Source organism: Streptomyces sp. ME02-8801-2C (assembly GCF_033793965.1).
Classification (GTDB): domain Bacteria; phylum Actinomycetota; class Actinomycetes; order Streptomycetales; family Streptomycetaceae; genus Streptomyces.
On record NZ_JARAXP010000001.1, the window covers coordinates 140,357 to 164,214 of the forward strand.

At 69.2% G+C, this 23,858-nt stretch carries 21 protein-coding genes and 1 tRNA gene; 16 read left to right on the forward strand and 6 right to left on the reverse strand.

The window, feature by feature from the left end; translation table 11 throughout:
* Nucleotides 1-6: 6 nt before the first annotated feature.
* Entirely contained in the window at nucleotides 7-846 is an 840-nt protein-coding gene (locus tag PV396_RS00640; protein ID WP_319199574.1) for a chitosanase, read from the reverse strand.
* Between the two features lie 90 nt (nucleotides 847-936).
* On the opposite strand from PV396_RS00640, the gene PV396_RS00645 reads away from it, so the two are divergent.
* The 6 genes from PV396_RS00645 to PV396_RS00670 all read left to right on the forward strand — a co-directional run bounded on the left by PV396_RS00645 (nucleotide 937) and on the right by PV396_RS00670 (nucleotide 6,875).
* Nucleotides 937-1,656, forward strand: a complete 720-nt coding sequence (locus PV396_RS00645) for a VWA domain-containing protein (RefSeq protein WP_319199575.1) — start codon at nucleotides 937-939, stop codon at nucleotides 1,654-1,656.
* 75 nt (nucleotides 1,657-1,731) lie between these two features.
* Entirely contained in the window at nucleotides 1,732-3,372 is a 1,641-nt protein-coding gene (locus PV396_RS00650) for a cytochrome bc complex cytochrome b subunit (RefSeq protein WP_319199576.1), read from the forward strand.
* 55 nt (nucleotides 3,373-3,427) lie between these two features.
* The gene (locus PV396_RS00655; protein WP_319199577.1) at nucleotides 3,428-4,213 is read left to right on the forward strand and encodes an SDR family oxidoreductase; all 786 of its coding nucleotides are present in this window, start codon (nucleotides 3,428-3,430) and stop codon (nucleotides 4,211-4,213) included.
* A 31-nt stretch (nucleotides 4,214-4,244) separates the two neighbouring features.
* Nucleotides 4,245-4,859, forward strand: a complete 615-nt coding sequence (locus PV396_RS00660; RefSeq protein ID WP_319199578.1) for a TetR/AcrR family transcriptional regulator — start codon at nucleotides 4,245-4,247, stop codon at nucleotides 4,857-4,859.
* Nucleotides 4,860-4,903: 44 nt separating this feature from the next.
* Entirely contained in the window at nucleotides 4,904-6,061 is a 1,158-nt protein-coding gene (locus tag PV396_RS00665) for an acetyl-CoA C-acetyltransferase (RefSeq protein ID WP_319199579.1), read from the forward strand.
* Between the two features lie 52 nt (nucleotides 6,062-6,113).
* The gene (locus tag PV396_RS00670; protein ID WP_319199580.1) at nucleotides 6,114-6,875 is read left to right on the forward strand and encodes an SDR family oxidoreductase; all 762 of its coding nucleotides are present in this window, start codon (nucleotides 6,114-6,116) and stop codon (nucleotides 6,873-6,875) included.
* 160 nt (nucleotides 6,876-7,035) lie between these two features.
* Here PV396_RS00670 and PV396_RS00675 read toward each other — a convergent pair whose 3' ends face one another.
* Together PV396_RS00675 and PV396_RS00680 are read right to left on the reverse strand one after the other, a co-directional pair.
* Nucleotides 7,036-7,779 carry an ankyrin repeat domain-containing protein gene (locus PV396_RS00675; RefSeq protein ID WP_319199581.1) on the reverse strand — a complete coding sequence of 248 codons (744 nt, stop codon included), beginning with the start codon at nucleotides 7,777-7,779 and terminating at the stop codon, nucleotides 7,036-7,038.
* A gap of 75 nt (nucleotides 7,780-7,854) precedes the next feature.
* The gene (locus PV396_RS00680) at nucleotides 7,855-8,766 is read right to left on the reverse strand and encodes a hypothetical protein (RefSeq protein WP_319199582.1); all 912 of its coding nucleotides are present in this window, start codon (nucleotides 8,764-8,766) and stop codon (nucleotides 7,855-7,857) included.
* A gap of 222 nt (nucleotides 8,767-8,988) precedes the next feature.
* On the opposite strand from PV396_RS00680, the gene PV396_RS00685 reads away from it, so the two are divergent.
* From PV396_RS00685 to PV396_RS00715, 7 genes are all read left to right on the forward strand, one after another.
* A complete protein-coding gene (locus PV396_RS00685) occupies nucleotides 8,989-9,747 on the forward strand; it encodes a serine protease (protein ID WP_319199583.1) in 759 nt (252 codons plus the stop codon).
* A gap of 332 nt (nucleotides 9,748-10,079) precedes the next feature.
* Nucleotides 10,080-10,970: an AraC family transcriptional regulator gene (locus tag PV396_RS00690; protein WP_319199584.1), complete on the forward strand. Its 891-nt coding sequence runs from the start codon at nucleotides 10,080-10,082 to the stop codon at nucleotides 10,968-10,970.
* Nucleotides 10,971-11,057: 87 nt separating this feature from the next.
* Nucleotides 11,058-11,402 carry a chorismate mutase gene (locus PV396_RS00695; protein ID WP_319199585.1) on the forward strand — a complete coding sequence of 115 codons (345 nt, stop codon included), beginning with the start codon at nucleotides 11,058-11,060 and terminating at the stop codon, nucleotides 11,400-11,402.
* 141 nt (nucleotides 11,403-11,543) lie between these two features.
* Nucleotides 11,544-12,020 (forward strand): two-component system response regulator, encoded by a 477-nt coding sequence (locus PV396_RS00700; protein ID WP_319199586.1) that lies wholly within the window; start codon nucleotides 11,544-11,546, stop codon nucleotides 12,018-12,020.
* Nucleotides 12,021-12,168: 148 nt separating this feature from the next.
* Nucleotides 12,169-14,676, forward strand: coding sequence for an aminopeptidase N (gene pepN, locus PV396_RS00705; RefSeq protein WP_319199587.1), 2,508 nt, complete (start codon nucleotides 12,169-12,171; stop codon nucleotides 14,674-14,676).
* Nucleotides 14,677-14,891: 215 nt separating this feature from the next.
* Nucleotides 14,892-16,256, forward strand: coding sequence for a pyridoxal phosphate-dependent decarboxylase family protein (locus PV396_RS00710; protein ID WP_319199588.1), 1,365 nt, complete (start codon nucleotides 14,892-14,894; stop codon nucleotides 16,254-16,256).
* Complete coding sequence (locus PV396_RS00715) at nucleotides 16,253-17,740, forward strand: lysine N(6)-hydroxylase/L-ornithine N(5)-oxygenase family protein (protein WP_319199589.1); 1,488 nt, start codon at nucleotides 16,253-16,255, stop codon at nucleotides 17,738-17,740. Before PV396_RS00710 ends, PV396_RS00715 begins: the two co-directional genes overlap by 4 nt.
* Before the next feature lie 39 nt (nucleotides 17,741-17,779).
* Here PV396_RS00715 and PV396_RS00720 read toward each other — a convergent pair whose 3' ends face one another.
* A complete protein-coding gene (locus PV396_RS00720) occupies nucleotides 17,780-19,594 on the reverse strand; it encodes a bifunctional metallophosphatase/5'-nucleotidase (RefSeq protein WP_319199590.1) in 1,815 nt (604 codons plus the stop codon).
* A gap of 149 nt (nucleotides 19,595-19,743) precedes the next feature.
* On the opposite strand from PV396_RS00720, the gene PV396_RS00725 reads away from it, so the two are divergent.
* Nucleotides 19,744-20,472, forward strand: a complete 729-nt coding sequence (locus tag PV396_RS00725) for an SIMPL domain-containing protein (RefSeq protein WP_319199591.1) — start codon at nucleotides 19,744-19,746, stop codon at nucleotides 20,470-20,472.
* Between the two features lie 134 nt (nucleotides 20,473-20,606).
* A complete protein-coding gene (pyk, locus tag PV396_RS00730) occupies nucleotides 20,607-22,043 on the forward strand; it encodes a pyruvate kinase (protein WP_319199592.1) in 1,437 nt (478 codons plus the stop codon).
* A 46-nt stretch (nucleotides 22,044-22,089) separates the two neighbouring features.
* Here pyk and PV396_RS00735 read toward each other — a convergent pair whose 3' ends face one another.
* The gene (locus PV396_RS00735; RefSeq protein ID WP_319199593.1) at nucleotides 22,090-22,866 is read right to left on the reverse strand and encodes a helix-turn-helix domain-containing protein; all 777 of its coding nucleotides are present in this window, start codon (nucleotides 22,864-22,866) and stop codon (nucleotides 22,090-22,092) included.
* Nucleotides 22,867-22,946: 80 nt separating this feature from the next.
* A tRNA-Leu gene (locus tag PV396_RS00740) sits at nucleotides 22,947-23,029 on the reverse strand.
* Between the two features lie 100 nt (nucleotides 23,030-23,129).
* Here PV396_RS00740 and PV396_RS00745 point away from each other — a divergent pair.
* A complete protein-coding gene (locus tag PV396_RS00745; RefSeq protein ID WP_319199594.1) occupies nucleotides 23,130-23,786 on the forward strand; it encodes an ANTAR domain-containing response regulator in 657 nt (218 codons plus the stop codon).
* The last annotated feature ends 72 nt before the right edge of the window (nucleotides 23,787-23,858 follow it).

A 23,858-nucleotide genomic window follows, 5' to 3' on the forward strand; every position in this document is an offset into this window, starting at 1 on the left:
CACGTCCTACGGCACTTTGTACGTGTCCCCGTACACCTTCCACTCCAGCGGTGTACGCAGTTCCAGGTTCCCCTCGTCGAGGAAGCGCCGCTGGGCCGTGTCGAGGCGGCTGGTGTCCACGCCCGGCCTCTTGTCCAGCATCGCCTTGCGGCGGACGTCGAGGAACGCGCCCAGGTAAGCCTTCTCGGCGCCGCCCTCCGCCGGGCTGTCGGCCTTCCTCAGGGCGGCGGCGCGAATGCCGCCCGTGCTGAACCAGTCGTCGCCGGGACCGTGGTAGACCATCGCGTCGTAGTAGACGAACTGGCCCAGCAGTCCCAGCCCGTCACGGACGGCGAGCCGCAGCGCCGGTTCGAAGTATCCGACGTCCCGTTTCTCGTCCTGCGCCTGCCGGAACGCGGCGACCTTCGATTCCTGCTTCCAGGCCGCCGGGAACCCCGGATCGAGCCCCTCGTGCGAGTCCGTACCGTCGACCCTGCGCAGTGCGGGAAGGTAGGGCGCGAGCGCGTTGTCCGGGTGGTCCTTCGTGTAGTCCTCGACGAGGGTGAGCAGATCGTGGGTGCCCGTGCAGAAGCCGATGACGCCGGCCGTGTAGCCCTGTCCGTCGCCGATGTCCTCGACATAGCCGTACGCGCTGCGCCAGTCGAGCGTCCCGTTCTCGGCGCTCGCCACGATCTGCTGGGCGAGCTCCTTCTTCGCCGGGTCCGCGAGCGTGGTCTCCGCCTCCAACGGGCCGGCCTCCACCCGCTTGGCGTCGGGGCCGCGGGAGTCGTCCGACCTGACCGACAGGCAGGCTGTCGTCGCCAGCAGCGGCACAACGGCGAGGAGGAGAACGCCGGTTCGTTTCATGAGTCACAGAGTATGGGGGGCTGTCGCTCGTCCGGGTGACGTACTCTCAGCAATTGCGTCAGTTCGGCACATTCCGGTAAGGAGCCACCCGTGGCCGCGATCAGTCTCACCAAGGTGCAGGAGACAGCGCCCGCGCTGGTCAGCCTCTACAAGAGCGCCGGGGCGGCCGTGGACCGGCACGGGCTCGACGGTCAGCGGGCGGCCGTCTATCTGGTGATCGACTACTCCGGTTCGATGAAGCCGTACTACAAGGACGGCAGCGTGCAGGCGCTCGCCGACCGGGTGTTGGGGCTGGCGGCCCACTTCGACGACGACGGGACGGTACCCGTCGTCTTCTTCTCCACCGATGTCGACGCCGTGGCCGGAATCGCGCTCGACGACCACGCGGGGAGCGTCGACCGGATCGTGGCCGGGCTCGGTCACATGGGCAAAACCAGCTATCACCTCGCCATGGACGCCGTCATCGAGCACTACCTCGACAGCGGGTCGACGGCCCCCGCCCTCGTCGTCTTCCAGACGGACGGCGGGCCCATCAACAAGCTCGCCGCCGAACGGTACGTCTGCAAGTCGGCCCGGCTGCCGCTGTTCTGGCAGTTCATCGGCTTCGGGGACGCCGGCAGCAAACAGTTCGACTTCCTGCGCAGGCTCGACGAGCTGGCGGTGCCGCAGCGGCGGGTCGTCGACAACGCCGGGTTCTTCCACGCCGGTTCGGACCCGCGCGCCGTCTCCGACGACGAGTTGTACGACCGTCTGGTGGGGGAGTTCCCGAAGTGGCTGGTCGCCGCTCGGGCCGAGGGAATCGTCGGCTGACACCGGCGTACGCACCGTTGGCATCGGCGAGCCCTCGTGCCACCCTGAGGAAGATCCGAGGGGGAGGCAGTACGGATGAACACGGCTTCGGGCAAAGGGAGTTACGCGCGCAGAGGCGAGGTTCCGAGGGGTGAGAAGCTGGCCGACTGGGCCGACGGACGGCTGGGCCTCTACGCCCTCGCCAAGGCCAACATGCGCAAGGTCTTCCCGGACCACTGGTCCTTCATGCTCGGCGAGGTCTGCCTCTACAGCTTCCTCGTCCTGATCCTCACCGGTGTCTACCTCACCCTGTTCTTCGAACCGAGCGGCGTCGAGGTCGTCTACAACGGCACGTACACACCGCTCAACGGCGTCATCATGACCAGGGCGTACGAGTCCACGCTCGACATCAGTTTCGACGTGCGCGGCGGACTGCTGATCCGGCAGATCCACCACTGGGCGGCGCTCGTCTTCGTCGCCGGGATGCTCATCCACATGATGCGGGTCTTCTTCACCGGCGCGTTCCGCAAGCCGCGCGAGCTCAACTGGGTTTTCGGCTGGACCCTGTTGTTCCTCGGCATCATCACCGGCCTGACCGGCTACTCACTCCCCGACGACCTGCTCTCCGGCACCGGCCTCCGCTTCGCCGACGGCGCGATCCTGTCCGTCCCGGTCGTGGGGACGTACCTCTCCATGTTCCTCTTCGGCGGGGAGTTCCCGGGCCACGACATCATCTCGCGGCTCTTCCCGATCCATGTGCTGTTGCTGCCGGGGATCATGCTGGGGCTGGTCGTCGCCCATCTGATCCTGGTCTTCTACCACAAGCACACGCAGTACCCGGGGCCCGGCCGCGACGAGAAAACCGTCGTCGGGATGCCCCTCCTGCCGGTCTACATGGCGAAGGCGGGCGGCTTCTTCTTCCTCACCTTCGGCGTGCTGGCCGTCATGGGTGCCATCGCCAGCATCAACCCCGTCTGGGCGTTCGGCCCCTACCGCGCGGACCTTGTCACCACCGGCGCCCAACCCGACTGGTACCTCGGCTTCTCCGAGGGGCTGATCCGGGTGATGCCGGGATGGGAGATCAACGCCTGGGGCCACACCCTGGTGCTCGGCGTCTTCATTCCCTTCTCCCTCTTCCCGCTCATCATGGCGGCCATCGGCGTCTATCCGTTCATCGAGGGCTGGATCACCGGCGACCGACGCGAGCACCACATTCTCGACCGACCGCGCAACGTCCCGGTCCGTACGGGACTCGGCGTGGCCTGGCTGAGCCTCTACGGCGTGCTGCTGATCGGTGGCGGCAACGACATCGTGGCCACCCATCTGCATCTGTCGATCAACACGATCACCTGGTTCGTGCGGGTCGGTTTCTTCGTAGTGCCGGTGGTCGCCTTCGTCGCGACGAAGCGGATCTGTCTGGGGCTCCAGCGCCGCGACCGCGACAAGGTGCTGCACGGCAGGGAGACGGGGGTCATCAAGCGGCTTCCGCACGGCGAGTACATCGAGGTCCACGAACGACTCCCGCAGGAGGCGCTGTTCACCCTCACCCAGCACGAACAGTCCCCGCCGTACGAGATCGGCCCGCTCGTCGACAGCAACGGCGTCCGGCGCCGGGTCACGCCCGCACAGCGGCTGCGGGCACGGCTGGCCCGGTCCATGTTCGGGCCCGACACCCGGATCCCCAAGCCGACACCGGAGGAGTACCGGGAACTCACGAGCGGCGATCACCACCACTGAGTCCTCTGGCCCGCCCACCTTCCCTAACAAGTGTTTGGTAGGTTACGGTGGGTTCATGGGAGACGTCGACAGTCCGGCGTACGTACCCGGACATGGGCTGCTGAAAGGCCGCACCGCCGTGATCACGGCAGCCGCGGGCGCGGGGATCGGCGGGGCCACCGCCCGCCGCTTCCTCGAGGAAGGCGCTCGCGTGCTGATCAGCGACGCGCACACCCGGCGGCTCAAGGAGTACGAGGGGGAGCTGGCGGGGGAGTTCGACGGTGTCGACGCGCTGCCCTGCGACGTCACCGACGAACGCCAGGTGCAGGCACTCTTCGACATGGCCGTGCGTGTGCACGGCCGCCTCGACATAGTCGTCAACAACGCCGGTCTCGGGGGCACTTCGACCCTCGTCGACATGGCGGACGAGCAGTGGTCGAAGGTGCTCGACGTGACGCTGGGCGGCACATTCCGGTGCGTACGGGCCGCGTTGCGCGCCTTTCGCGAGGGCGGGTCGGGTGGCGTGATCGTCAACAACGCGTCCGTCGTCGGCTGGCGGGCCCAGGCCGGGCAGGCGCACTACGCCGCCGCGAAGGCCGGTGTCATGGCGCTGACCCGCAGCGCGGCGATCGAGGCGGCCGAGTACGGGGTCCGGGTCAACGCGGTGTCACCGAGCCTCGCCATGCATCCCCACCTCGTGAAGGTGACCACGCCCGAACTCCTGGCCGAACTGACGGCCCGTGAGGCCTTCGGGCGGTACGCCGAGCCCTGGGAGATAGCCAACGTCATCGTGTTCCTGGCCTCCGGCTACTCCTCCTACCTGACCGGAGAAGTCGTCTCCGTCAGCAGCCAGCACCCGTAGGCCGGCTCATGTCTGGGACCACAATGGACGCGTGCCTCCTACGAAGAAGAAGCCCCAGGTGACCGCCGTGCCCGCCCGCCGCCGTGAACTCCTCGACACCGCCGCCGAGGTGTTCGCCGAACAGGGCTACAACGCCACCACCGTACGCAAGATCGCGGACCACGCCGGCATGCTCGCGGGCAGCCTCTACTACCACTTCGACTCCAAGGAATCGATGCTGGAGGAGATCCTGCGCACGTTCCTCGACGAACTGTGGAACGGCTACGACATCGTCCTGGACGCCGAGTCCGGGCCCCGCGAAACGCTGGAGGCGCTGGTCACCGAGTCGTTCAGAGAGATCGACCGGCATCGCGCCGCCGTCGCCATCTACCAGAAGGAGTCCCAGCACCTCGTCACGCAGGAGCGGTTCGCGTTCCTCGCCGAGTCACAGCGCAGATTCGAGAAGGCGTGGCTGTCCACGCTCGAACGCGGAGTCGCCGCCGAGGTCTTCCGCGCCGACCTCGACATCCGCCTCACCTACCGCTTCGTGCGCGACACCGTGTGGGTCGCCGCGTCCTGGTACCGGCCGGGCGGACAGCACAGCCCGGAGGAGATCGCCCGCCAGTACCTGTCGATGGTCCTGGACGGAATCGCCGTACGTGAATAGCCGCATTGTGCAGCCGCATTGTGTAGCCCTGTGAGGGAGTTGCCATGGCCGAGGCCTATATCGTCGAAGCGGTCCGTACGCCCGTCGGGCGGCGCGGGGGTGGTCTGAGCGGTGTCCATCCGGCGGACCTCGGCGCGCACGCGCTGACGGCGCTCATGGCGCGGTCCGGGGTCGACCCGGCCGCCGTCGAGGACGTCGTCTTCGGGTGCCTGGACACCGTGGGACCGCAGGCCGGTGACATCGCCCGCACCAGCTGGCTGGCCGCCGGGCTGCCCGAGGAGGTGCCGGGCGTGACCGTCGACCGGCAGTGCGGGTCCTCCCAGCAGGCCGTGCACTTCGCCGCGCAGGCCGTGCTGTCCGGCACCCAGGACCTGGTCGTCGCGGGCGGCGTCCAGAACATGTCGATGATCCCGATCGCCTTCGCCTCCCGCCAGGCGGCCCTGCCCCTGGGGCTCACGGAGGGCCCCTTCGCGGGCAGCGCGGGCTGGCGGGCACGGTACGGGGAGCGGCCGGTGAACCAGTTCGCCGGCGCCGAGATGATCGCCGCCAAGTGGGGCATCAGCAGGCAGGACCAGGAGGAGTTCGCCCTGCTCTCGCACGAGCGGGCGGTCCGGGCCATCGACGAGGGCCGCTTCACGCGCGAGACCGTGCCCTACGAGACGGTGGACGTCGACGAGGGCCCGCGCCGGGACACCTCCCTGGCCAAGATGGCCGGCCTGAAACCCGTCATCGACGGCGGCACCATCACCGCCGCCTGCTCCTCCCAGGTCTCCGACGGCGCCGCCGCGATGCTCCTCGCCTCCGAGCGGGCGGTACGCGAACACGGGCTGCGGCCCCGAGCGCGCGTCCACCATCTCTCCGTACGGGGCGAGGACCCCATCCGGATGCTGACGGCGCCGATCCCGGCCACCGCCCACGCCCTCAAGAAGACCGCCATGTCCATCGACGACATCGACCTCGTCGAGATCAACGAGGCGTTCGCCCCGGTGGTCCTGGCCTGGCTGAAGGAGACCGGCGCGGATCCGGCCAGGGTCAACGTCAACGGCGGTGCGATAGCCCTCGGCCATCCCCTGGGTGCGACAGGCGTCAAGCTGATGACGACCCTCCTGCACGAACTGGAGCGCACGGGTGGGCGGTTCGGGCTCCAGACGATGTGCGAGGGCGGGGGGCAGGCGAACGTGACGATCATCGAACGGCTGTGAACGGCTGTGAACGGCTGTGAACGGCTCGGGGAAGGGTGGGGGGAGGGGTTCGGTGGGCGGTGCGGTGAGTGGGCGGGTCGCGCTTGTCACCGGTGGTACCCGGGGAGTCGGCGCGGGGGTTGCCCGTGCCCTCGCCGAGGCGGGGGCGGAGGTGGTGGTCTGTGCTCGTCGACCGCCCGAAGTCCCGTTGCCTGGTGTGGAGTTCAGGGCCGTCGATCTTCGGGACCGGGCCGCCGTGTACGACTTCGTCGGGGGGCTGCCTCGACTCGATGTGCTGGTCAACAACGTGGGGGGGAGTCCCTATCGGCCTTTGGGTGGAGGCGCGGATGTCGAGCGGCATGTGCGTGTTGTCGAGTTGAATCTGATCACGCCGCTCACTGTCTCCCTCGCCGCGTACGAGCATCTGAAGCGGGCCCGGGGGTCCGTCGTGATGATCGGCAGCGTCAGCGGGAGCCGGCCCTCGCCCGGGACCGCCGCGTACGGGGCCGCCAAGGCGGGGCTGGAGCATCTCGCTCGGTCGATGGCCGTGGAGTGGGCTCCGGAGGTACGGGTCAACACGCTTGTCGTCGGCATGGTTCGCACGGAACAGTCCCATCTGCACTACGGGGGTGTTGACGGGGTTGAGGCCGTTGCTCGCACGGTTCCTGCGGGGCGGCTTGCGGAGCCGGGTGATGTGGGGGGTGCGGTGGTGTTTCTCGCGTCCGATGCGGCGGCGTATGTCAGTGGGGCGAGTCTGTTGGTGCATGGTGGGGGGGAGTGGCCGGCGTTTCTGGATGCGGCTACGGCCAACAAGGGTGGGGGTGACGGCGGATGAGGGCTGGCCTGTTTTTTCGCCCCCGCCGCCCCTACCCGTCCCATCCCTGGGGGCTGTGCCCCCAGGCCCCCCTACGGCCCTGAACGGGCCTTGTCCTCAAACGCCGGACGGGCTGAAGGTGTCGGCCCGGGCTGTCGTGCGGCAGTAGGTGATGGTGGCCTCATCCGAGGCCCAATACCCCCTCCAACACCTCCACGATCTCCGCGTGGCCGGTTCCCTGGTCTGTCTCTGCCACTGTGGTTCCGTCTCGGACCAGTTCCACGGACACGCTGTCCGGCCAGCGGCGCGTCACGTACTCGCCGCCGAAGCCGTGGGCGCGTGCCAGGCTCGCCCGGAGTTCTGTCGCGATGTCCAGGCGGGTCCAGCGGCGGGCCTCCGTCAGTGCTTCCACCCTCGACCCGGCGCCGTGGGCCAGCAGGGAACGTACGCAGGCGGGAGAGCCCCGGCGGGCGGCCGTGACCAGTGGGGGTTCGCCGGTCGGGCCGGGGCGGTTCGGGTCGGCGCCCGCTGCCAGGAGGGCCTCGGACACCGACGCGTGACCGCATCGCAGGGCCCAGGCCAGGGCCGTGAAACCGAACGCCTCCACCGCGTCCGGCACGGCCCCGGAAGCGAGCAGGGCGCGCACGACCTCGGTGTGGCCGCCGCAGGCCGCCCCGCACAGCGGGAGGTCGGAGCCCACGCTCAGCCGGTCGGGCGCGGCACCGGCGGACAGCAGCAGCCGTACGATGCCGGGCGCGTCGCTCACCGCCGCCACATACAGGGCGGTCTGGCCGTCCTCGTCCACCGCTTCCGGGCTCACCCCGAGGCGCAGCAGCCGTACGACCGCGTCCTCGTCACCTTCGTACACCGCGGTGAAGAGATCGCGCTCGCGCTCACTGCCGTTCGGAGGTCGCTGCCCGTTCATACCTTCCGACCATCGCTCCCCAAGAGGCGGTGAGGCAAAGGGTTTCGGGGTGAAATGCCCCACGTTTCCCTGATGTCACGTGTCGCACTCCAGCACCGTCCGGCACACCCCGCACCGCGCCCGCATCCGCCCTCGCACCGGCACCCTGATGCGCTGGTGACAGGTCGGGCAGGGGAACGAGACCCGCAGCCGGTCGTGTTCCTCCTGCCTGGCGGGAGTGAAGCTGTACGGGACACCGGGCGGTTGGGAAACCGTCGGCGCGTGCTGGTCCTGGGCATGGCGGCGGTCGCGTGCGTACTGTCGGCGGCCCGTCCAGCCGGCCGCTGTCAGCGGGGGCTGGCGTGTGTCCCGGCGGGCCAGCTCCCTGCCCGCCGTGTACGCCGTGTACGCCTGCGGGCTGGTGAACCAGATCGCCGGGTCCTCGTCGAACACCAGCGCCCGCTTGGCCAGGACGTACCCGAACTCCTCCGGCGTGAGATAGCCGAGCTTCTGCGAGGAGGTCGCGTCCTCCCGGAAGGCGTCCAGGAGCAGCCAGCCCGCGCCCAGGTAGGCCGCCGCCGTGTCCGTGAGGATCTCGTTGTCCCGCGTACCCGGGAAGGACAGGTCGAGGCGGTGCAGATAGACATGCATCACCTCGTGGGCGAGGGCCGCGCCGATGTCCCTGCGGTGGGTGCGGAAACGGTCGTTCAACTCGATGAAGTACTCGGGTCCCGCCGCCAGTTCGACATTCGCCGCGTGGGTCATCGCACGGAAACCGACGATCATGCGCGCGTCCGGAAGCCGGTAGTGCCGAACCATCTCGCGGGCCACGCGCTGCACACCCGGATACAGGTCGTCGGTGTCGCAGAAGGCCACGTCGGCAGGGGCCACGCTGGTCGAGAAGGTCTGGACGGTGTCGTACGACAGCCTTTTGTAGAGCGCGTTGATCGCGGCCCGCACCGTCTCCAGATGTGGGTAGCCGTGCTCAACCGGTCCGCCGTTCGCCACGTCCTCACCCCCAGACGCCCTGAACCCTTCTCCGCGATACGTGCCGGGGAGCCGTCAGTAAGAGCGGATTTCCCTCCGTCCGGTTCCCTCAAGGGCACGTGAGATGTGCCCTTGCCCCGCACCCGCATCGATCTTCATACTTGCGTTCTTTGTCATCACACCCCCGCACATACGAAAGGACGTACGTTGATCCCTACCTCGTCGGCCGGAAGAGGTCTCTCCGTGGTCAAGCGGGCCGCGGCGGTCGGGGCCGCGGCCCTCGCGATCGCGAGCCTCCAGCCGCTGGCCGCCCAGGCCGCGCCCGCGCCGGTCATAGGAGGAACGCCCGCCGCGCAGAACGAGTTCCCGTGGCTGGTGCACCTCTCGATGGGCTGCGGTGGCGCGCTCTACAAGAAGGACGTCGTCCTGACCGCCGCCCACTGCGTGGACGGCTCCGGTACCAACACCGGCATCACCGTCACCGCGGGCGTCGCCGACCTGAACGCCTCGGGGGCGATCAAGGTCAAGTCGACCAAGGTCCGCCAGGCCCCGGGCTACGACGGCATGGGCAAGGACTGGGCGCTCATCAAGCTCGCCCGGCCGATCAACAAGCCCACGCTCAAGATCGCCACGACCACGCAGTACAACCGCGGCACGTTCACCATCGCGGGCTGGGGCGACACCAAGGAGAACCAGGGCACCGGCACGACCAAGCTCCTGAAGGCCACCGTCCCCTACGTCAGCGACGCGGGCTGCAAACTGCACTACGGCAAGCGTCTCGTGCCCGGTGACGAACTGTGCGCCGGCTACCTCGCGGGCGGCGTCGACACCTGCCAGGGCGACTCCGGCGGGCCCATGTTCCGCAGGGACAACACCGGCGCCTGGATCCAGGTCGGCATCGTCAGCTGGGGCGACGGCTGCGCCCGGCCCGGCGTACCCGGCGTCTACTCCCAGGTGTCCACGTTCGCGAAGGACATAGCCCGGGCGGCGTCCGCGCTGTAGGACCCCGAGTCCGGCGGGGCGGCCAGCCCCGCCGGATGCTTCCCTCACGCGCGCGGGGGCCGGGCGCCCAACGCGGCAGGTGTGGGCGCCGGTTCGGGCCGGGGTGCGTCCCCGTATCCGAAGAGCGCCGCCGCGGCGCGTCCCCGTACCCGGAGAGCGCACCCACCGTGAACTCGCCCGGGTCCCCCGTCCGCACCCCTGGCGGCCGACAGCGTCCATGGACGAAGATCAGCGCCAGTTGGACCTTGGACCTCTCAGACCTTGGGCGCTGGACCCGGTTCCCGGATCGGCGGCTCGGAGAGGCGACCGCGACGCGGGCGGGAGGAACGCGGATGTACCGCACCTGGATGCGCTTCTTCAGCCCCGCGCCCGCCCACCACCGGCTCGGCCTCGTCTGCCTCGGCGTCGGCCTCCAGCACGGCGCCCTGCCCACGGTCGGCCCCCGCGTCCTCGACCACCACGTGGCCGTCGTCGTCAGCGGCGGCCGGGGCTGGTTCCAGGGCTCCGACGGACGCCGCAGACCCGTCACCGCGCCCGCCCTGATCTGGCTCACCCCCGGCACCGCCCACCACTACGGGCCCGACCCCGACACCGGCTGGGACGAGGCGTTCGTCGACTTCACCGGCCCCGCCACCGCCACGTACGCCGAACTCGGCTACATCGAACCCGAGCGGCCCCTCGTCCCCCTCACCGACGCGGGCCCCGCCCGAGCCGTGATCCGACGCATGGCCCGCGCCGCACGCCGCGACAACCCCATCCTCGAGGTCGAGACGGCAGCCGCCGTACACGAACTCCTCGTCACCCTGCGCCGCACCCGCGCCGACCTCGCACCCGACGGCGACCAGGTCCTCGCCGCCCTCGCCCGCGACGCCTGCCTTCCCCTGACCGTCGCCGAACACGCCGCCCGGCACGGCATGACCCCCGCCGAACTGCGCACCGCCGTACGACGCGGCGCCGGCTGCAGCCCCAAGGACTACCTCCTGGGCATCCGGCTGAGCCGCGCCAAGGAACTCCTCGCCACCACCGAACTGCCCGTCGCCACAGTCGCCCGCCGCGTCGGCTACGACGACCCCGCCTACTTCTCGCGCCTGTTCACCCGCCGCGTGGGCATGGCCCCGGTTCGTTTCCGTGCTCAGCAGCGGCGCACTGTCCCCGGCGGCTGGAGCGACCGTGTTCCCGATCCCGCCGACCCACCGATGATCGAACACCCGCACGCCACGTAACACCGAGATCGCGCCTACCTCACCCACCCCGTGAAACCCCGACGCCCCACGAGCCCGCCCGATTCGCGCCACGTAATGTGGACGCCCATGACCACCAGCAACAACCGTGAAGTCGACCCCACGATCCGCGCGGAACTGGGCCGGCTGCGCGAGAGCATCGACAACATCGACGCCGCCGTCGTCCACATGCTCGCCGAGCGCTTCAAGTGCACCCAGCAGGTCGGCCACCTCAAAGCCGCCCATCAGCTGCCCGCCGCGGACCCCAACCGCGAGGCCCAGCAGATCGCCCGGCTGCGCCGACTCGCCGAAAGCGCCAACCTCGATCCCGCCTTCGCCGAGAAACTCCTCAACTTCATCATCGCCGAGGTGATCCGACACCACGAGCGCATCGCCGACGACGCCCTGAACGGCGGGAAACCGTCGGTGAGTTGACCACCGGGGCGTGACAGCCGGGCACCCGCGGAGGCATGCTGCGCAGTGCACTCCATGTGCACTCGCAGTCAACTGACGAGCACTGCGCGTCAGCGTCAGCGGGCACCTGCTGGTTGTCCACACGGGAGGGGACGTCGGGCCATGCCGTCGGATGCCAGGATCCTCATCGTCGACGACCACGAGGACACCCTGTACGCCCTGGAGAGCGCCCTGGCCCCCCTCGGCCACCCGCTCGCCCGCGCCACCAGCGGCGACGAGGCGCTCAAACAGGTACTGCGCGGGCAGGTCGGCCTCCTCCTGCTCGACGTCCGGATGCCGGGCGACGGCGGCCTCGACGTCGTGCGCTACCTGCGCCGGCTCGAACAGACCCAGCACATCCCCGTCGTCCTGCTCACCGGCTTCGGCCCCGACGCCGAACTCACCTCCACCGCCTTCCGACTCGGCGTCGCCGACCTCGTCACCAAACCCATCGACCCCTGGACCCTGCGCACCAAGGTCCGCTACCTCTACGACGCCCACCGCCGCCACCAGGCCCTCGAACAGGAGGTGCGGGACCTCCGCGCCCTCGTCAAGGACCACGACGCGCTCACCCACGCCCTGGAGGACGACCGCGCCTAGGCGCCGCGTCCGCGCACCGCCAACAGGCCGCGAACGGCCCACAAACGGTCTCGCGAGCCGCACCGGAGGCAGGGGCGCACGAACGGACAAACACCGTGTACCGATCCGCCCCTGTGCCCTGTCAGCGGCATCAGGCAGCATGTCCTCCATGTCCGTACTGACGCGCGACGAAGCGCAAGCCCGTGCCACCCTCCTGGACGTCCACCGGTACACGGTCGAACTCGACCTCACCACCGGGGACGACACCTTCGACTCCCGTACCGTGATCCGCTTCGCGGTGACGGCGGGCCACACCGGCGCGGACACGTTCGTCGAGGTCAGGCCCGCCGAGCTGCGCTCCGCCACCCTCGACGGCCGCCCCCTGGACACCAGCACCCTCACCGACGGCCGACTGCCCCTGACCGGCCTCGCCGAGGGCGAGCACGAACTGCGTGTGGACGCCGCGATGCGCTACTCCCGCACCGGCGAGGGCATGCACCGCTTCACCGACCCCGTCGACGACGAGACCTACCTCTACACCCAGATGTCCCTGGAGGACGCGGCAGCCGTCTTCGCCAACTTCAACCAGCCCGACCTCAAGGCCGTCTTCGAGTTCACCGTCCGCGCCCCCGAGGGCTGGACCGTCCTCGCCAACGGCATCACCACGGAGACCGCCGACGGACTCTGGCAGGCCGCCCCCACCCCCCGCATCTCCACCTACCTCGTCGCCGTCGCCGCCGGCCCCTGGCACTCCGTCCGCAGCGAACACCGCGGCCTCCCCTTCGGCCTCCACTGCCGCCGCTCCCTCGCCCCCCACCTCGACGCCGACGCCGACGAACTCCTCGACATCACGCGCGCGTGCTACGACCGCTACCACGAGAAGTTCGAGGAGCCCTACCCCTTCGACTCCTACGACCAGGCGTTCGTCCCCGAGTTCAACTTCGGCGCCATGGAGAACCCCGGCCTCGTCACCTTCCGCGACGAGTTCGTCTACCGCTCCGCCGTCACCGACACCGAACGCCAGACCCGCGCCATGGTCATCGCCCACGAGATGGCCCACATGTGGTTCGGCGACCTCGTCACCCTCCAGTGGTGGGACGACATCTGGCTCAACGAGTCCTTCGCCGAGTACATGGGCTACCAGACCCTCACCGAAGCCACCCGCTACACCGACACCTGGACCGACTTCGGCGTCTCCCGCAAAGCCTGGGGCTACGACGCCGACCAACGCCCCTCCACCCACCCCGTCGCCCCCGAAGCCGTCGACGACACCGCCGCCGCCCTCGTCAACTTCGACGGCATCTCCTACGCCAAGGGCGCCTCCGCCCTGCGCCAACTCGTCGCCTGGCTCGGCGAGAAGGACTTCCTCACCGGCATCAACACCCACTTCGCCCGGCACAAGTTCGGCAACGCCACCCTCGCCGACTTCATCGACTCCCTCGCCGCCGCCACCGAACGCGACGTCCACGCCTGGGCCGACGCCTGGTTGCGCACCACCGGCGTCGACACCCTCACCCCACGCCTCACCAACGGCGACGCGGCCGGCTACACCCTCACCGTCCGCCACGACGGCAGCCGCCCCCACCGCGTCGCCATAGGCCTCTACGACCACGACGTGGCCGGCGACGGCACCCTCGCCCTCCGCGAGCGCCTCGACCTGGACATCCCGCAGGACGCCCCGCACCCCATCGGCAAACGCCCCGCCCTGCTCCTCGTCAACGACGGCGACCTGACCTACGCCAAGGTCCGCTTCGACACCGAGTCCTTCAAGACCGTCCGCGCCGCCCTCTCCGGCATCCCCGACCCGCTCACCCGCGCGGTCGTCTGGAACGCCCTGCGCGACGCCGTACGCGACGGCCAACTCCCGCCCGCCGACTACCTGGAGACCGTCCGCGCCCACCTCCCGCGCGAAACGGACCTCGCCCTCGTCCAGGGCGTTCTCACCTTCGCCTCCACCGTCGTCGCCGACCGCTACCTGCCCCCGCAGGAACGCCCCGCGGCCCTCGCCACCCTCGCCTCACTGTGCCGCGACCTCATCCGACGCACCGAGGACGGCGACCACCCCGGCCTGCGGCTCATCGCCGTACGCCACTTCATCGCCGTCGCCGCCCACCCCGACACCATCGCCGCCTGGCTCGCCGACGGCACCGTCCCCGGCGGCCCCGAACTCGACCCCGAACTGCGCTGGCGCGTCCTGGCCCGCCTCGCCGTACTGGGCGCCACCGACGAGACGGAGATCGACGCGGAACTCGCCCGCGACCCCAGCGCCTCCGGCCAGGAAGGCGCCGCCCGCTGCCGCGCCGCACTGCCCGACCCCGAGACCAAACGCCGCGCCTGGGAACAGATGTTCACCGAGGACACCCTCTCCAACTACCTCTTCGTCGCCACCGCCCAGGGCTTCTGGCAGCCCGAACAGACCGACCTCACCGAGGAGTACGTCAAGCGTTACTGGACCGACGCCGTCGCCGTCGCCGCCCGCCGAGGCCCCGCCATGGCCGACGCCGCCGGCCGCTGGGCCTTCCCGGCGGGCGCCGTCACCCCCGAAACCCTCCGCCTCGGCGAGAAGTGCCTGCGCGACGCCGCCCCCATACCGTCCCTGAGCCGCAAACTCATCGACCAGCTCGACGACCTGGCACGCGCACTGCGCGTCCGGGAAGGGGCACCGGAACAGGCGTAACGCCCCAGGGGGCCGGAACGGGCACGAAGGGGCACGGAACAGCCGACCGGCGCACAGGCGCGCGCGTGGGGCAGGGGCCACCCCTCTGCCCCACACACCCGCCCCACACAACTCCCGTACCCCCTTTCGGGTTCCGATCGTTGGTCTTCCCGGGCGCGTCGCCCCAGCCCCGTCCAAGCTGGAACTCCCCAGCCACGCGCCCCGGGAGGACCACCATGCGCATACCGCCCCTCGCCTCGGGCGCCCAAGGCCCCGACGCCCTGCGGCCGTTGCTCGACACGGTCCTCGACGCCCTCGCCGACGGCGGACAGGCGCGCCGAGGCCCCCTCCCGGCCGGCGGACCCGCGACCGTCGCCCAGCGCATGCGCGACGCCCTCGGAGACGTACTGCCCGACCAGGGCGACCCAGGCGCCCTCCACGACCTCGTACGCGCCCTCGCCGAAGGCGCCGCCGACCCCGCCCACCCTCACTGCGCCGCCCACCTCCACTGCCCACCCCTCGCCGTCGCCACCGCCGCCGACCTCGCCGCCGGCGTCCTCAACCCGTCCCTCGACTCCTGGGACCAGGCCCCGGCCGCCTCCGAACTCGAAACCCTCGTCACTCGCGCCCTCGCCGCCGAGACCGGCGCCGCCGACGCCCTCGTCACCACCGGCGGCACCGAATCCAACCAACTCGCCCTGCTCCTCGCCCGCGAGGCACACCCCGGCGTCCGCCTCGCCCACGGCGCCAACGCCCACCACTCCCTGCCCCGCGCCGCCTGGCTCCTCGGACTCCCCGAACCCGTCGTGATCCCCGCCCCCGCCGGCACCCTCGACCCCGCCGCCCTCGACGAAGCCCTGACGGCACTGGCAGGCCCCCGCGGCTCTCTCCTCGTCGCCGCCACCGCCGGGACCACCGACGCCGGACTCATCGACCCACTGCCCCAGATCGCCGCCCTCTGCGCCGCCCACGGCGCCCGACTCCACGTCGACGCCGCCTACGGCGGGGGACTCCTCCTCAGCGAACGCCACCGCCCCAAACTCACCGGCCTCGAACACGCCGACACCGTCACCCTCGACCTGCACAAACTCGGCTGGCAACCCGTCGCCGCAGGCCTCCTCACCGTCAAGAACCCGGGCGACCTCACCGCCCTCGCCCACCGCGCCGACTACCTCAACGCCGACGACGACACCGAAGCAGGCCTCCCCGACCTCCTCGGCCGCTCCCTGCGCACCACCCGCCGACCCGACATCCTCAAGATCGCCGTCACCCTCAAAACCCTCGGCCGCCAAGGACTCGCCGCCCTCGTCGACCAGGTCTGCGAGCACGCCCAGGAGTTCGCCCGCCAGATCCGGGCCCACCCCGGCTTCGAACTCCACGACGCGCCCACCATCAGCACCGTCCTCTTCCGGCCCACCGAAGCAACCGACGACGCCGTCGCCGACGTACGCCGAAAACTCCTCCACGACGGCCGCGCCGTACTCGGCCGAGCCCACCTCGACGGCCGCCTCTGGCTCAAAGCCACCCTCCTCAACCCCCACACCCGGCCCGACGACCTGGCAGCACTCCTGAAACTTGTGGAAGGAAACACCCCCCGATGACACCCCCCACGCCCGCCGACAGTCCGGTGCCCGCCGCCCCCACCCCCCACACCCCGGACACCCCCCACGACCTCGTCGGCATCGGCATCGGCCCCTGCAACCTCTCCCTCGCCGCGCTCGCCCAGCCCCTCGCCGACCTCGACACCGTCTTCTACGAACAACACCCCCGCTTCGACTGGCACCCCGGACTCCTCATCGAGGGCTCCACCGTCCAAGTCCCCTTCCTCGCCGACCTGGTCACCCTTGCCGACCCCACCAGCCCCTGGTCCTTCCTCAGCTACCTCAAGAGCCTCGACCGGCTCTTCCCGTTCTACTTCGCCGAGCGTTTCCACACGCGCCGCGCCGAATACGACGCCTACTGCCGCTGGGTCAGCCAGAACCTCCCCCGACTCCACTTCGGACACCAGGTCGACGCCGTCCGCTGGAACCCCGAACGAGACGTCTTCGAAGTCGACTACACCCAACTCGACACCGACGGCGAAGCCGAAGCCCTAGGCCGCACCTACACGAAGAACGTCGTCCTCGGCATCGGCAGCGAGCCCTACATCCCCGAACCCCTCAAACCCCTCGTCGAAGCCCCCACCGTGCCCGTCCTGCACGCGGCCGACTACCTCGCCCACCGCGACCGGCTCCTCACCGCCGAACACATCACCGTCATCGGCTCAGGACAGACCGGCGCCGAGATCTTCCTCGACCTCCTGCGCCACCGCCCCGCCGGCCGCGAGAAAATCCACTGGCTGGGCCGCACCGAGGCCTTCGCCCCCATGGAGTACTCCAAACTCGGCCTCGAACACTTCACCCCCGACCACACCCGCTACTTCCACGCCCTCACCGAACCCGTACGCGACCGCCTCATCGCCGCGCAGTGGCAACTCCACAAGGGCATCAGCGCCGACACCATCGCCGCCATCCACGACGAGCTCTACAACCACACCCTCCACGGCGGCTGGCCCGACGCCGTCCTCACCCCCGGCGTCCACGTCCGCACCGCCGGCCGCGTCGCCACCACCAAAGTCGAACTCCACCTCGAACACACCCAACAGGGCACCCGCTCCCGCCTCACCACCGACGCCGTCGTCCTCGCCACCGGCTACCGAGACCGCCCCCTCGACCGCATCCTCGCCGGCCTCGACCCCTACCTCCGCCGCGACAACGCCCAACGCCCCCGCATCGACGAACAGTTCAGACTCGTCCTCGACCCCGCCATCACCGGCACAGGCAGCCACGTCTACGTCCAGAACGCCGAACTCCACACCCACGGCGTCGGCACCCCCGACCTCGGACTCGTCGCCTGGCGCAGCGCCGCCATCCTCAACTCCCTCACCGGCAGCGCCCCCTACCCCCAGCCCACCAGAACCGCCTTCACCACCTTCGGCCTCGACCAACCTCTGCCCGCCGTACCCACCCCCCGACAGAGCCAGGAACGAGACCAACGAGAAAAGGGCCAGCACCAAGTGCTGACCCCCCTCGTGGACGGAATCTGACAACCAGACGACCGAACGAACGACCGGCTGGAACGCCGGCTAGAACACCGGCGTACCGTCCCGCGTCAACTTCCAGTCCACCGACGCGAACTCCTTCGGATTCAGCACGCCCTTCGCCGTCACCCACTCGGAGATCCGCGTCCGGATCTCCGTCGACTCCGACCACAACTCCGGCGCCGACGCCACATGCGGGAACGCCCCACCACCGTTGGCACGGTAGTTGTTCACCGCGAACACGAACTGCTGGGAGTCATCCAGCGCCACACCGTTGTAGGCCAGGTTCCTGATCCGCGAACCCGCCGCCTGCGCGATGTCGATGTCGTACGTCAACCCCGACACATAGTCGTAGTTGTAGTCCGGCCGGTTCTCCGCGTTCGTCAACTTCTCCACGTCGACAGGCGCACCCGCCGCCGTCCGCACGAAATACTGCGCCGAGTACTCCAGGTACGCCCGCACCTGCGCACCCGTCAGCAACTTCGCGACCAGCGTGTTGTCGTACACATACAGACTCGACAGATCCCGAATGGTCACCTCACCGGCCGGGATCTCCGACGTCCGCGAGAACGGCGACGCCTGCGCGATCACCGGCAGCGACGCATACGACGTCCCCACCATCGCCGCCGTGACCACGTCCTCCTGGACCCTCGTGATCAGGTCGATGATCGGAGCGTCCGTGTAACGCGCCTCCACCGTCGTCAACGTGTCCGTCGCCGTACCGACCACCTGGTTGACGTACGCCACGACCACGTCGTGCTCGTCCTTCAGCAGCTTGGTGATCCTCGGATCGTCCGCGACCGTCTTCGAGTCACGCACACTCGCCGCGACCGACTCGACAGCCCACTTCCCCTTCTCGAAGACCAGCTCGAAATCGAACAACGACAACCGCTCCGCGTACGCCAACGGCTCCGACAGCACCACCGTCTTCCCGGTCGCGGTGTTCGTGACCTTCAGCTCGGCGATCTCCGTGTGCGCGTGCCCGACCAGAATCGCGTCGATCCCCGGCACCTGCTGCGCCACCAGCGCCGCCGAGTTCTCGATGTACGGCAACTGGTCACCGTACGAAGAAGTCCCCGAAGACCCCGAGTGCGCCGACACCACCACCACATCCGCGCCCATCGAACGCAGCTTCGGCACCCACTTCGCCGCCTGCTCCTCCAGACCCGGGAACGTCAGCTTCCCCTGCACATACGCCTTGTCCCAGATCGCGATACCCGGGTTCGTCAGCCCCAGCACCGCCACCTTGACCGGCGGAGCACCCTTCACCTGGAACGTCTTCATGAAGTACGGAGGAAACGCCGGCTTCAGCGTCTTCGCGTCCAGCGCGTTCGCACCCAGCAGCGGGAAACGGCACTGCGACTCGAACTTGCGCAGCGTCTCGATGCCGTAGTTGAACTCGTGGTTCCCGAGCGCCACCGCGTCGTACCCGATGGCGTTCATCGCCTGCGCCATCGGATGCACCGGACCACCCTTCGCGGTGATCGGGTCCACCTTCGCGTAGTAGTACGTCAGCGGAGTGCCCTGAATCGTGTCGCCCGCGTCGAGCAGCAGCGTGTTGCAACGCCCCTTCTCCCTGCGGACCTGCTCCACCAACGTCGAGATACGGGCCAGCCCCTGCGCGTTGCCCTTCGCGTCGGAGTACTCCGCGTTCTTGAAGTAGTCCCAGTTGAAGATGTGCCCGTGCAGATCCGTCGTCCCCATCACGGTCAGCGAGTACCGCTTCAGCGGCTTCGAAGGCTTCACAGGCTTCCTCCCCTCCGCGGCCTCCGCCGCCGGAGCCACGACAGCACCGGTCAGCGCCACCCCCGCTCCCGTCACAGCGGACTTCTTCAGGAACTTCCGGCGGTTCAACGGCATGTTTCGTGCTCCTTGGGGAATGGTCAACGACGCGCGTAGATTCTGACCCGAGCATGACCGGCGGCAACAGCCCCCGAAGGTTTCGATCTGGTGACCGGCAGACCCCACAACACCGTCCGCGACCACCGAACGAGTGACACAGTGGGCACATGACCTCCACCCCGGAGAACCCCACAGCCCCCACGACCGCCTTCCCCTACGGCACCCCCGACGCCCCCCGCATCGCCGTCCGCGGCGAAGCCCACCTCGAAGTCGACCCCGAGATCGCCCGCATCGGCATCACCGTCAGCGCAAGAGGCACCGACCGCCGCTCCGCACTGGACGACCTCACCCGCCGCAACACCACCGTCCTCGACCTGGTGAAAACCTACGGCGACGCAGTGGAACGCCTCGAAACGGGAGCCTTCTCCATCGCCCCCGAACTCACCAGACACGGCCGCGCCGAACGCGTCCGCGCCTACCACGGCCGCGTCCACCTCACCGCCGACCTCACCGACTTCACCGCCCTCGGCGAACTGACCAGCCGCCTCGCCGACCTCGACCTCACCCGCGTCGACGGCCCCTGGTGGGCCCTGCGCCCCGACTCCCCGGCCCACCGCGACGCCCGCCGACAGGCCGTACGAGAAGCCGTCCAACGAGCCCGCGAATACGCCGAGGCCCTCGGCACCACCCTCGCCGCCCTCGTCGAACTGGCGGACGTCGGCGCGGAGGCCGCACAGCCCATGGAGTACGGAGTCCAGTCCCGCTCCCTGCGCCGCGCCGCCTTCGCCGGCGCCGAGGTCGCGGACGAGGCAGCACCCCTCGACCTCGAACCACAGCGCCAACAAGTCTTCGCACAGGTGAACGCACGCTTCACGATGGTGCCGCCGAACCTGTGAACCGGGGCCCCGAAACGCTCATCGGAGCACCCCCTCGCCCAATTCAACAGTTGTCAACAACCCTTCACCCAACGGTTGTTGAGTCGTCATGCCGGGCCAATTCGCTACCCACCGGTAAGGCCTACGCTCGAACTATGCGCCGAGCAAAGATCGTCTGTACCCTGGGCCCCGCCACCGACTCGTACGACCAGATCAAGGCACTGGTCGAGGCCGGAATGGACGTGGCCCGCTTCAACCTCAGCCACGGCTCCTACGCCGAACACGAGGTGCGTTACCAGCACGTCCGCAAGGCCGCCGACGAAACCGGCCGCAGTATCGGCCTCCTCGCCGACCTTCAAGGCCCGAAGATCCGGCTCGGCCGCTTCACCGAAGGCCCCGTACTCCTCGAACGCGGCGACACCTTCACCATCACCGTGGAAGAAGGCGTCGAGGGCGACCGCCACACCTGCGGAACCACCTACGCGGGCCTCGCCGCCGACGTCACCCCCGGCGAACGCGTCCTCGTCGACGACGGCAAGGTCTGCCTCGAAGTCACCGCCGTCGACGGGCCCCGCGTCCACACCAAGGTCGTCGAAGGCGGAGTCGTCTCCGACCACAAGGGCCTCAACCTCCCCGGCGTAGCGGTCTCGGTTCCCGCACTCTCCGACAAGGACGAAGCGGACCTGCGCTGGGCCCTGCGCACCGGCTTCGACGTCATCGCCCTCTCCTTCGTCCGCAGCGGACGCGACATCGACGACGTCCACCGCATCATGGACGAGGAACACCGCCGCCTCCCCGTCATCGCCAAGGTCGAGAAGCCCCAGGCCGTCGACGCCATCGACGACATCGTCGCCGCCTTCGACGGCATCATGGTCGCCCGCGGCGACCTCGGCGTCGAAATGCCCCTCGAACAGGTCCCGATCGTCCAGAAGCGCGCGATCAAACTCGCGAAGCGCAACGCCAAACCGGTCATCGTCGCCACCCAGATGCTCGACTCGATGATCGAGAACTCCCGCCCGACCAGGGCGGAGGCGAGCGATGTGGCCAACGCGGTGATCGACGGCACGGACGCGGTGATGCTGTCCGGCGAGACGAGCGTGGGCAAGTACGCGATCGAGACGGTACGCACGATGGCGAAGATCGTGGAGGCGGCCGAGGAGGACATCCTGGCCAAGGGCCTGCCTCCCCTCACGGACCGCAACAAGCCCCGCACCCAGGGCGGCGCGGTGGCCCGGGCGGCAGCGGAGATGGGCGACTTCCTCGGCGCGAAGTTCCTGGTGGCGTTCACCCAGTCCGGCGACACGGTGAAGCGACTGTCCCGCTACAGGTCCCCGATCCCGCTTCTGGCCTTCACCCCGGACCCGGCGACGCGCTCTCAGCTGAGTCTGACGTGGGGCGTGGAGACGTACCTCGGCCCGCATGTCGAGTCCACGGACGCGATGATGTACCAGGTGGACGAGCTGCTGCTGAAGTACGGACGGTGCCAGAAGGGCGACGTGGTGGTGATCACGGCAGGCTCACCCCCCGGGGTCTCCGGCTCGACGAACCTGGTCAGGGTCCACCACATCGGCGAGGACGACAGCCCGAAGTAGGCGCTGAATGAAGGGCCCTTCCTGGGTGGAGGGGCCCTTTTTTGGTTTAGTGCTTGGGGCCTACGTGGGCGTCCATGAGGGCTACGGAGGCTTTGCGGGCGACGGAGATGTTCTTGGCGTTCGGTCGTTTCCAGCTGACGCCGACTTTGTCGAGGGTGTCGGTGTAGAGCCGCTTGATGTCGGGGGAGAGGTTCGTGAAGAAGTAGCGCGGGTACTCGTAGCGCTTGCGTTCACCTGCGATGAGCTTCTCGGTCCAGTTGATGATTCGGCAGCCGTCGGAGTGGATGAGGCCGCGGAGGAACTCCCACGGGTGCGAGTCGACGATGGCTTGCTGCCAGTTCTCGAGAACGATCCGGCGCTCGTGTTTCTTGCCTGGGCCATGCTGCGGGAACAGGCAGCGAAGGTGGTTGGAACAGAGTTTCACGTCGTGGCAGCCGATCTTGCGGGCGCGGCAGACCGAGTTGCTGGGGAAGACCGCGCGCATGGCCTGCTCACATTCGTCCATGAGGCCAGGCCAGGAGTCGTCGCAGGTGATCACGAGACTGGGGCTCCGGCTACCGGACCACTGGGCGATGTACCCATCGCCCAGATAGAGGCCCAGCAAGTAGGCGTACGCAACCGCGTCCAGGTCGCGGTCATGGCATCGAGGGCACTTCGGCGCTGTTCGCCCGGGGCACTCCCCGCGCTTTGCGCGATCCATGTGGAGCCACTTACCGACAGTGCCCGCAGGAACATTGAGTTGCCGTGCGACATCTGCGTTTCGCATGCCGCCGCGCACGAGTGTGACCGCCTTCTGTCGCACGTCAGTGCCGTGAAAGTTCATGCGAACACTCTGGGTCACTGATCGCGACGGAACGCAGTAAAAAGCGGAGGTTCACGAGAACGTGAACCTCCGCTTCCAAGTGCCCGGTGTGGGATTCGAACCCACATGCCCGAAGGCACGGTGGTTTGAGCACCGCGAGTATCGCCAATTCCTCCAACCGGGCTGGCAGGCGAGCTACGAAGGAGTGTACCGGGTCACCGTAGGGAGGTGCAGCTAGGTACGCTGCTGTTCAGCAGCGCCCCTGCCCTGATCAAGGAGCCCCCGTGACCGCCCCCGAGTCGCCCCAGCCCGCAGACGCGCCCGACGACGACAAGTCGCACGTGCCTCCGCTGACGACCCGTGTCGTCATCGCCGAGGACGAGGCGCTCATTCGGCTCGATCTCAAGGAGATGCTCGAAGAGGAGGGCTACTCCGTCGTCGGTGAGGCCGGCGACGGCGAGGAGGCCGTGGAGCTCGCCCGCGAGCACCGGCCCGACCTCGTCATCCTCGACGTGAAGATGCCGAAGCTCGACGGCATCTCGGCGGCCGAGAAGATCGCCGCCGAGTCCATCGCGCCCGTGCTGATGCTCACCGCCTTCTCGCAGCGCGACCTCGTCGAGCGGGCCAGGGACGCCGGGGCCATGGCGTACCTGGTGAAGCCGTTCAGCAAGAGCGACGTCGTACCGGCGATCGAGATGGCCGTGTCGCGGTTCAACGAGCTGCGGACGCTGGAGAAGGAGATCGCGGACCTCACCCAGCGCCTGGAGACCCGCAAGCTGGTCGACCGCGCCAAGTCGGTTCTGCAGACGGAGTACGGGCTGTCGGAGCCCGCCGCGTTCCGTTGGATCCAGAAGACGTCGATGGACCGGCGTATGTCGATGCAGCAGGTCGCGGAGGCGGTCATCGCGGACGCCGAGGAGAAGAAGGCGGCCAAGGGCTGACGCAGCCACAGAGTCGCCCAGGTGTACGAGGAGGCCCGCACCCCCGGCCGGGGGTGCGGGCCTCCTCGTACA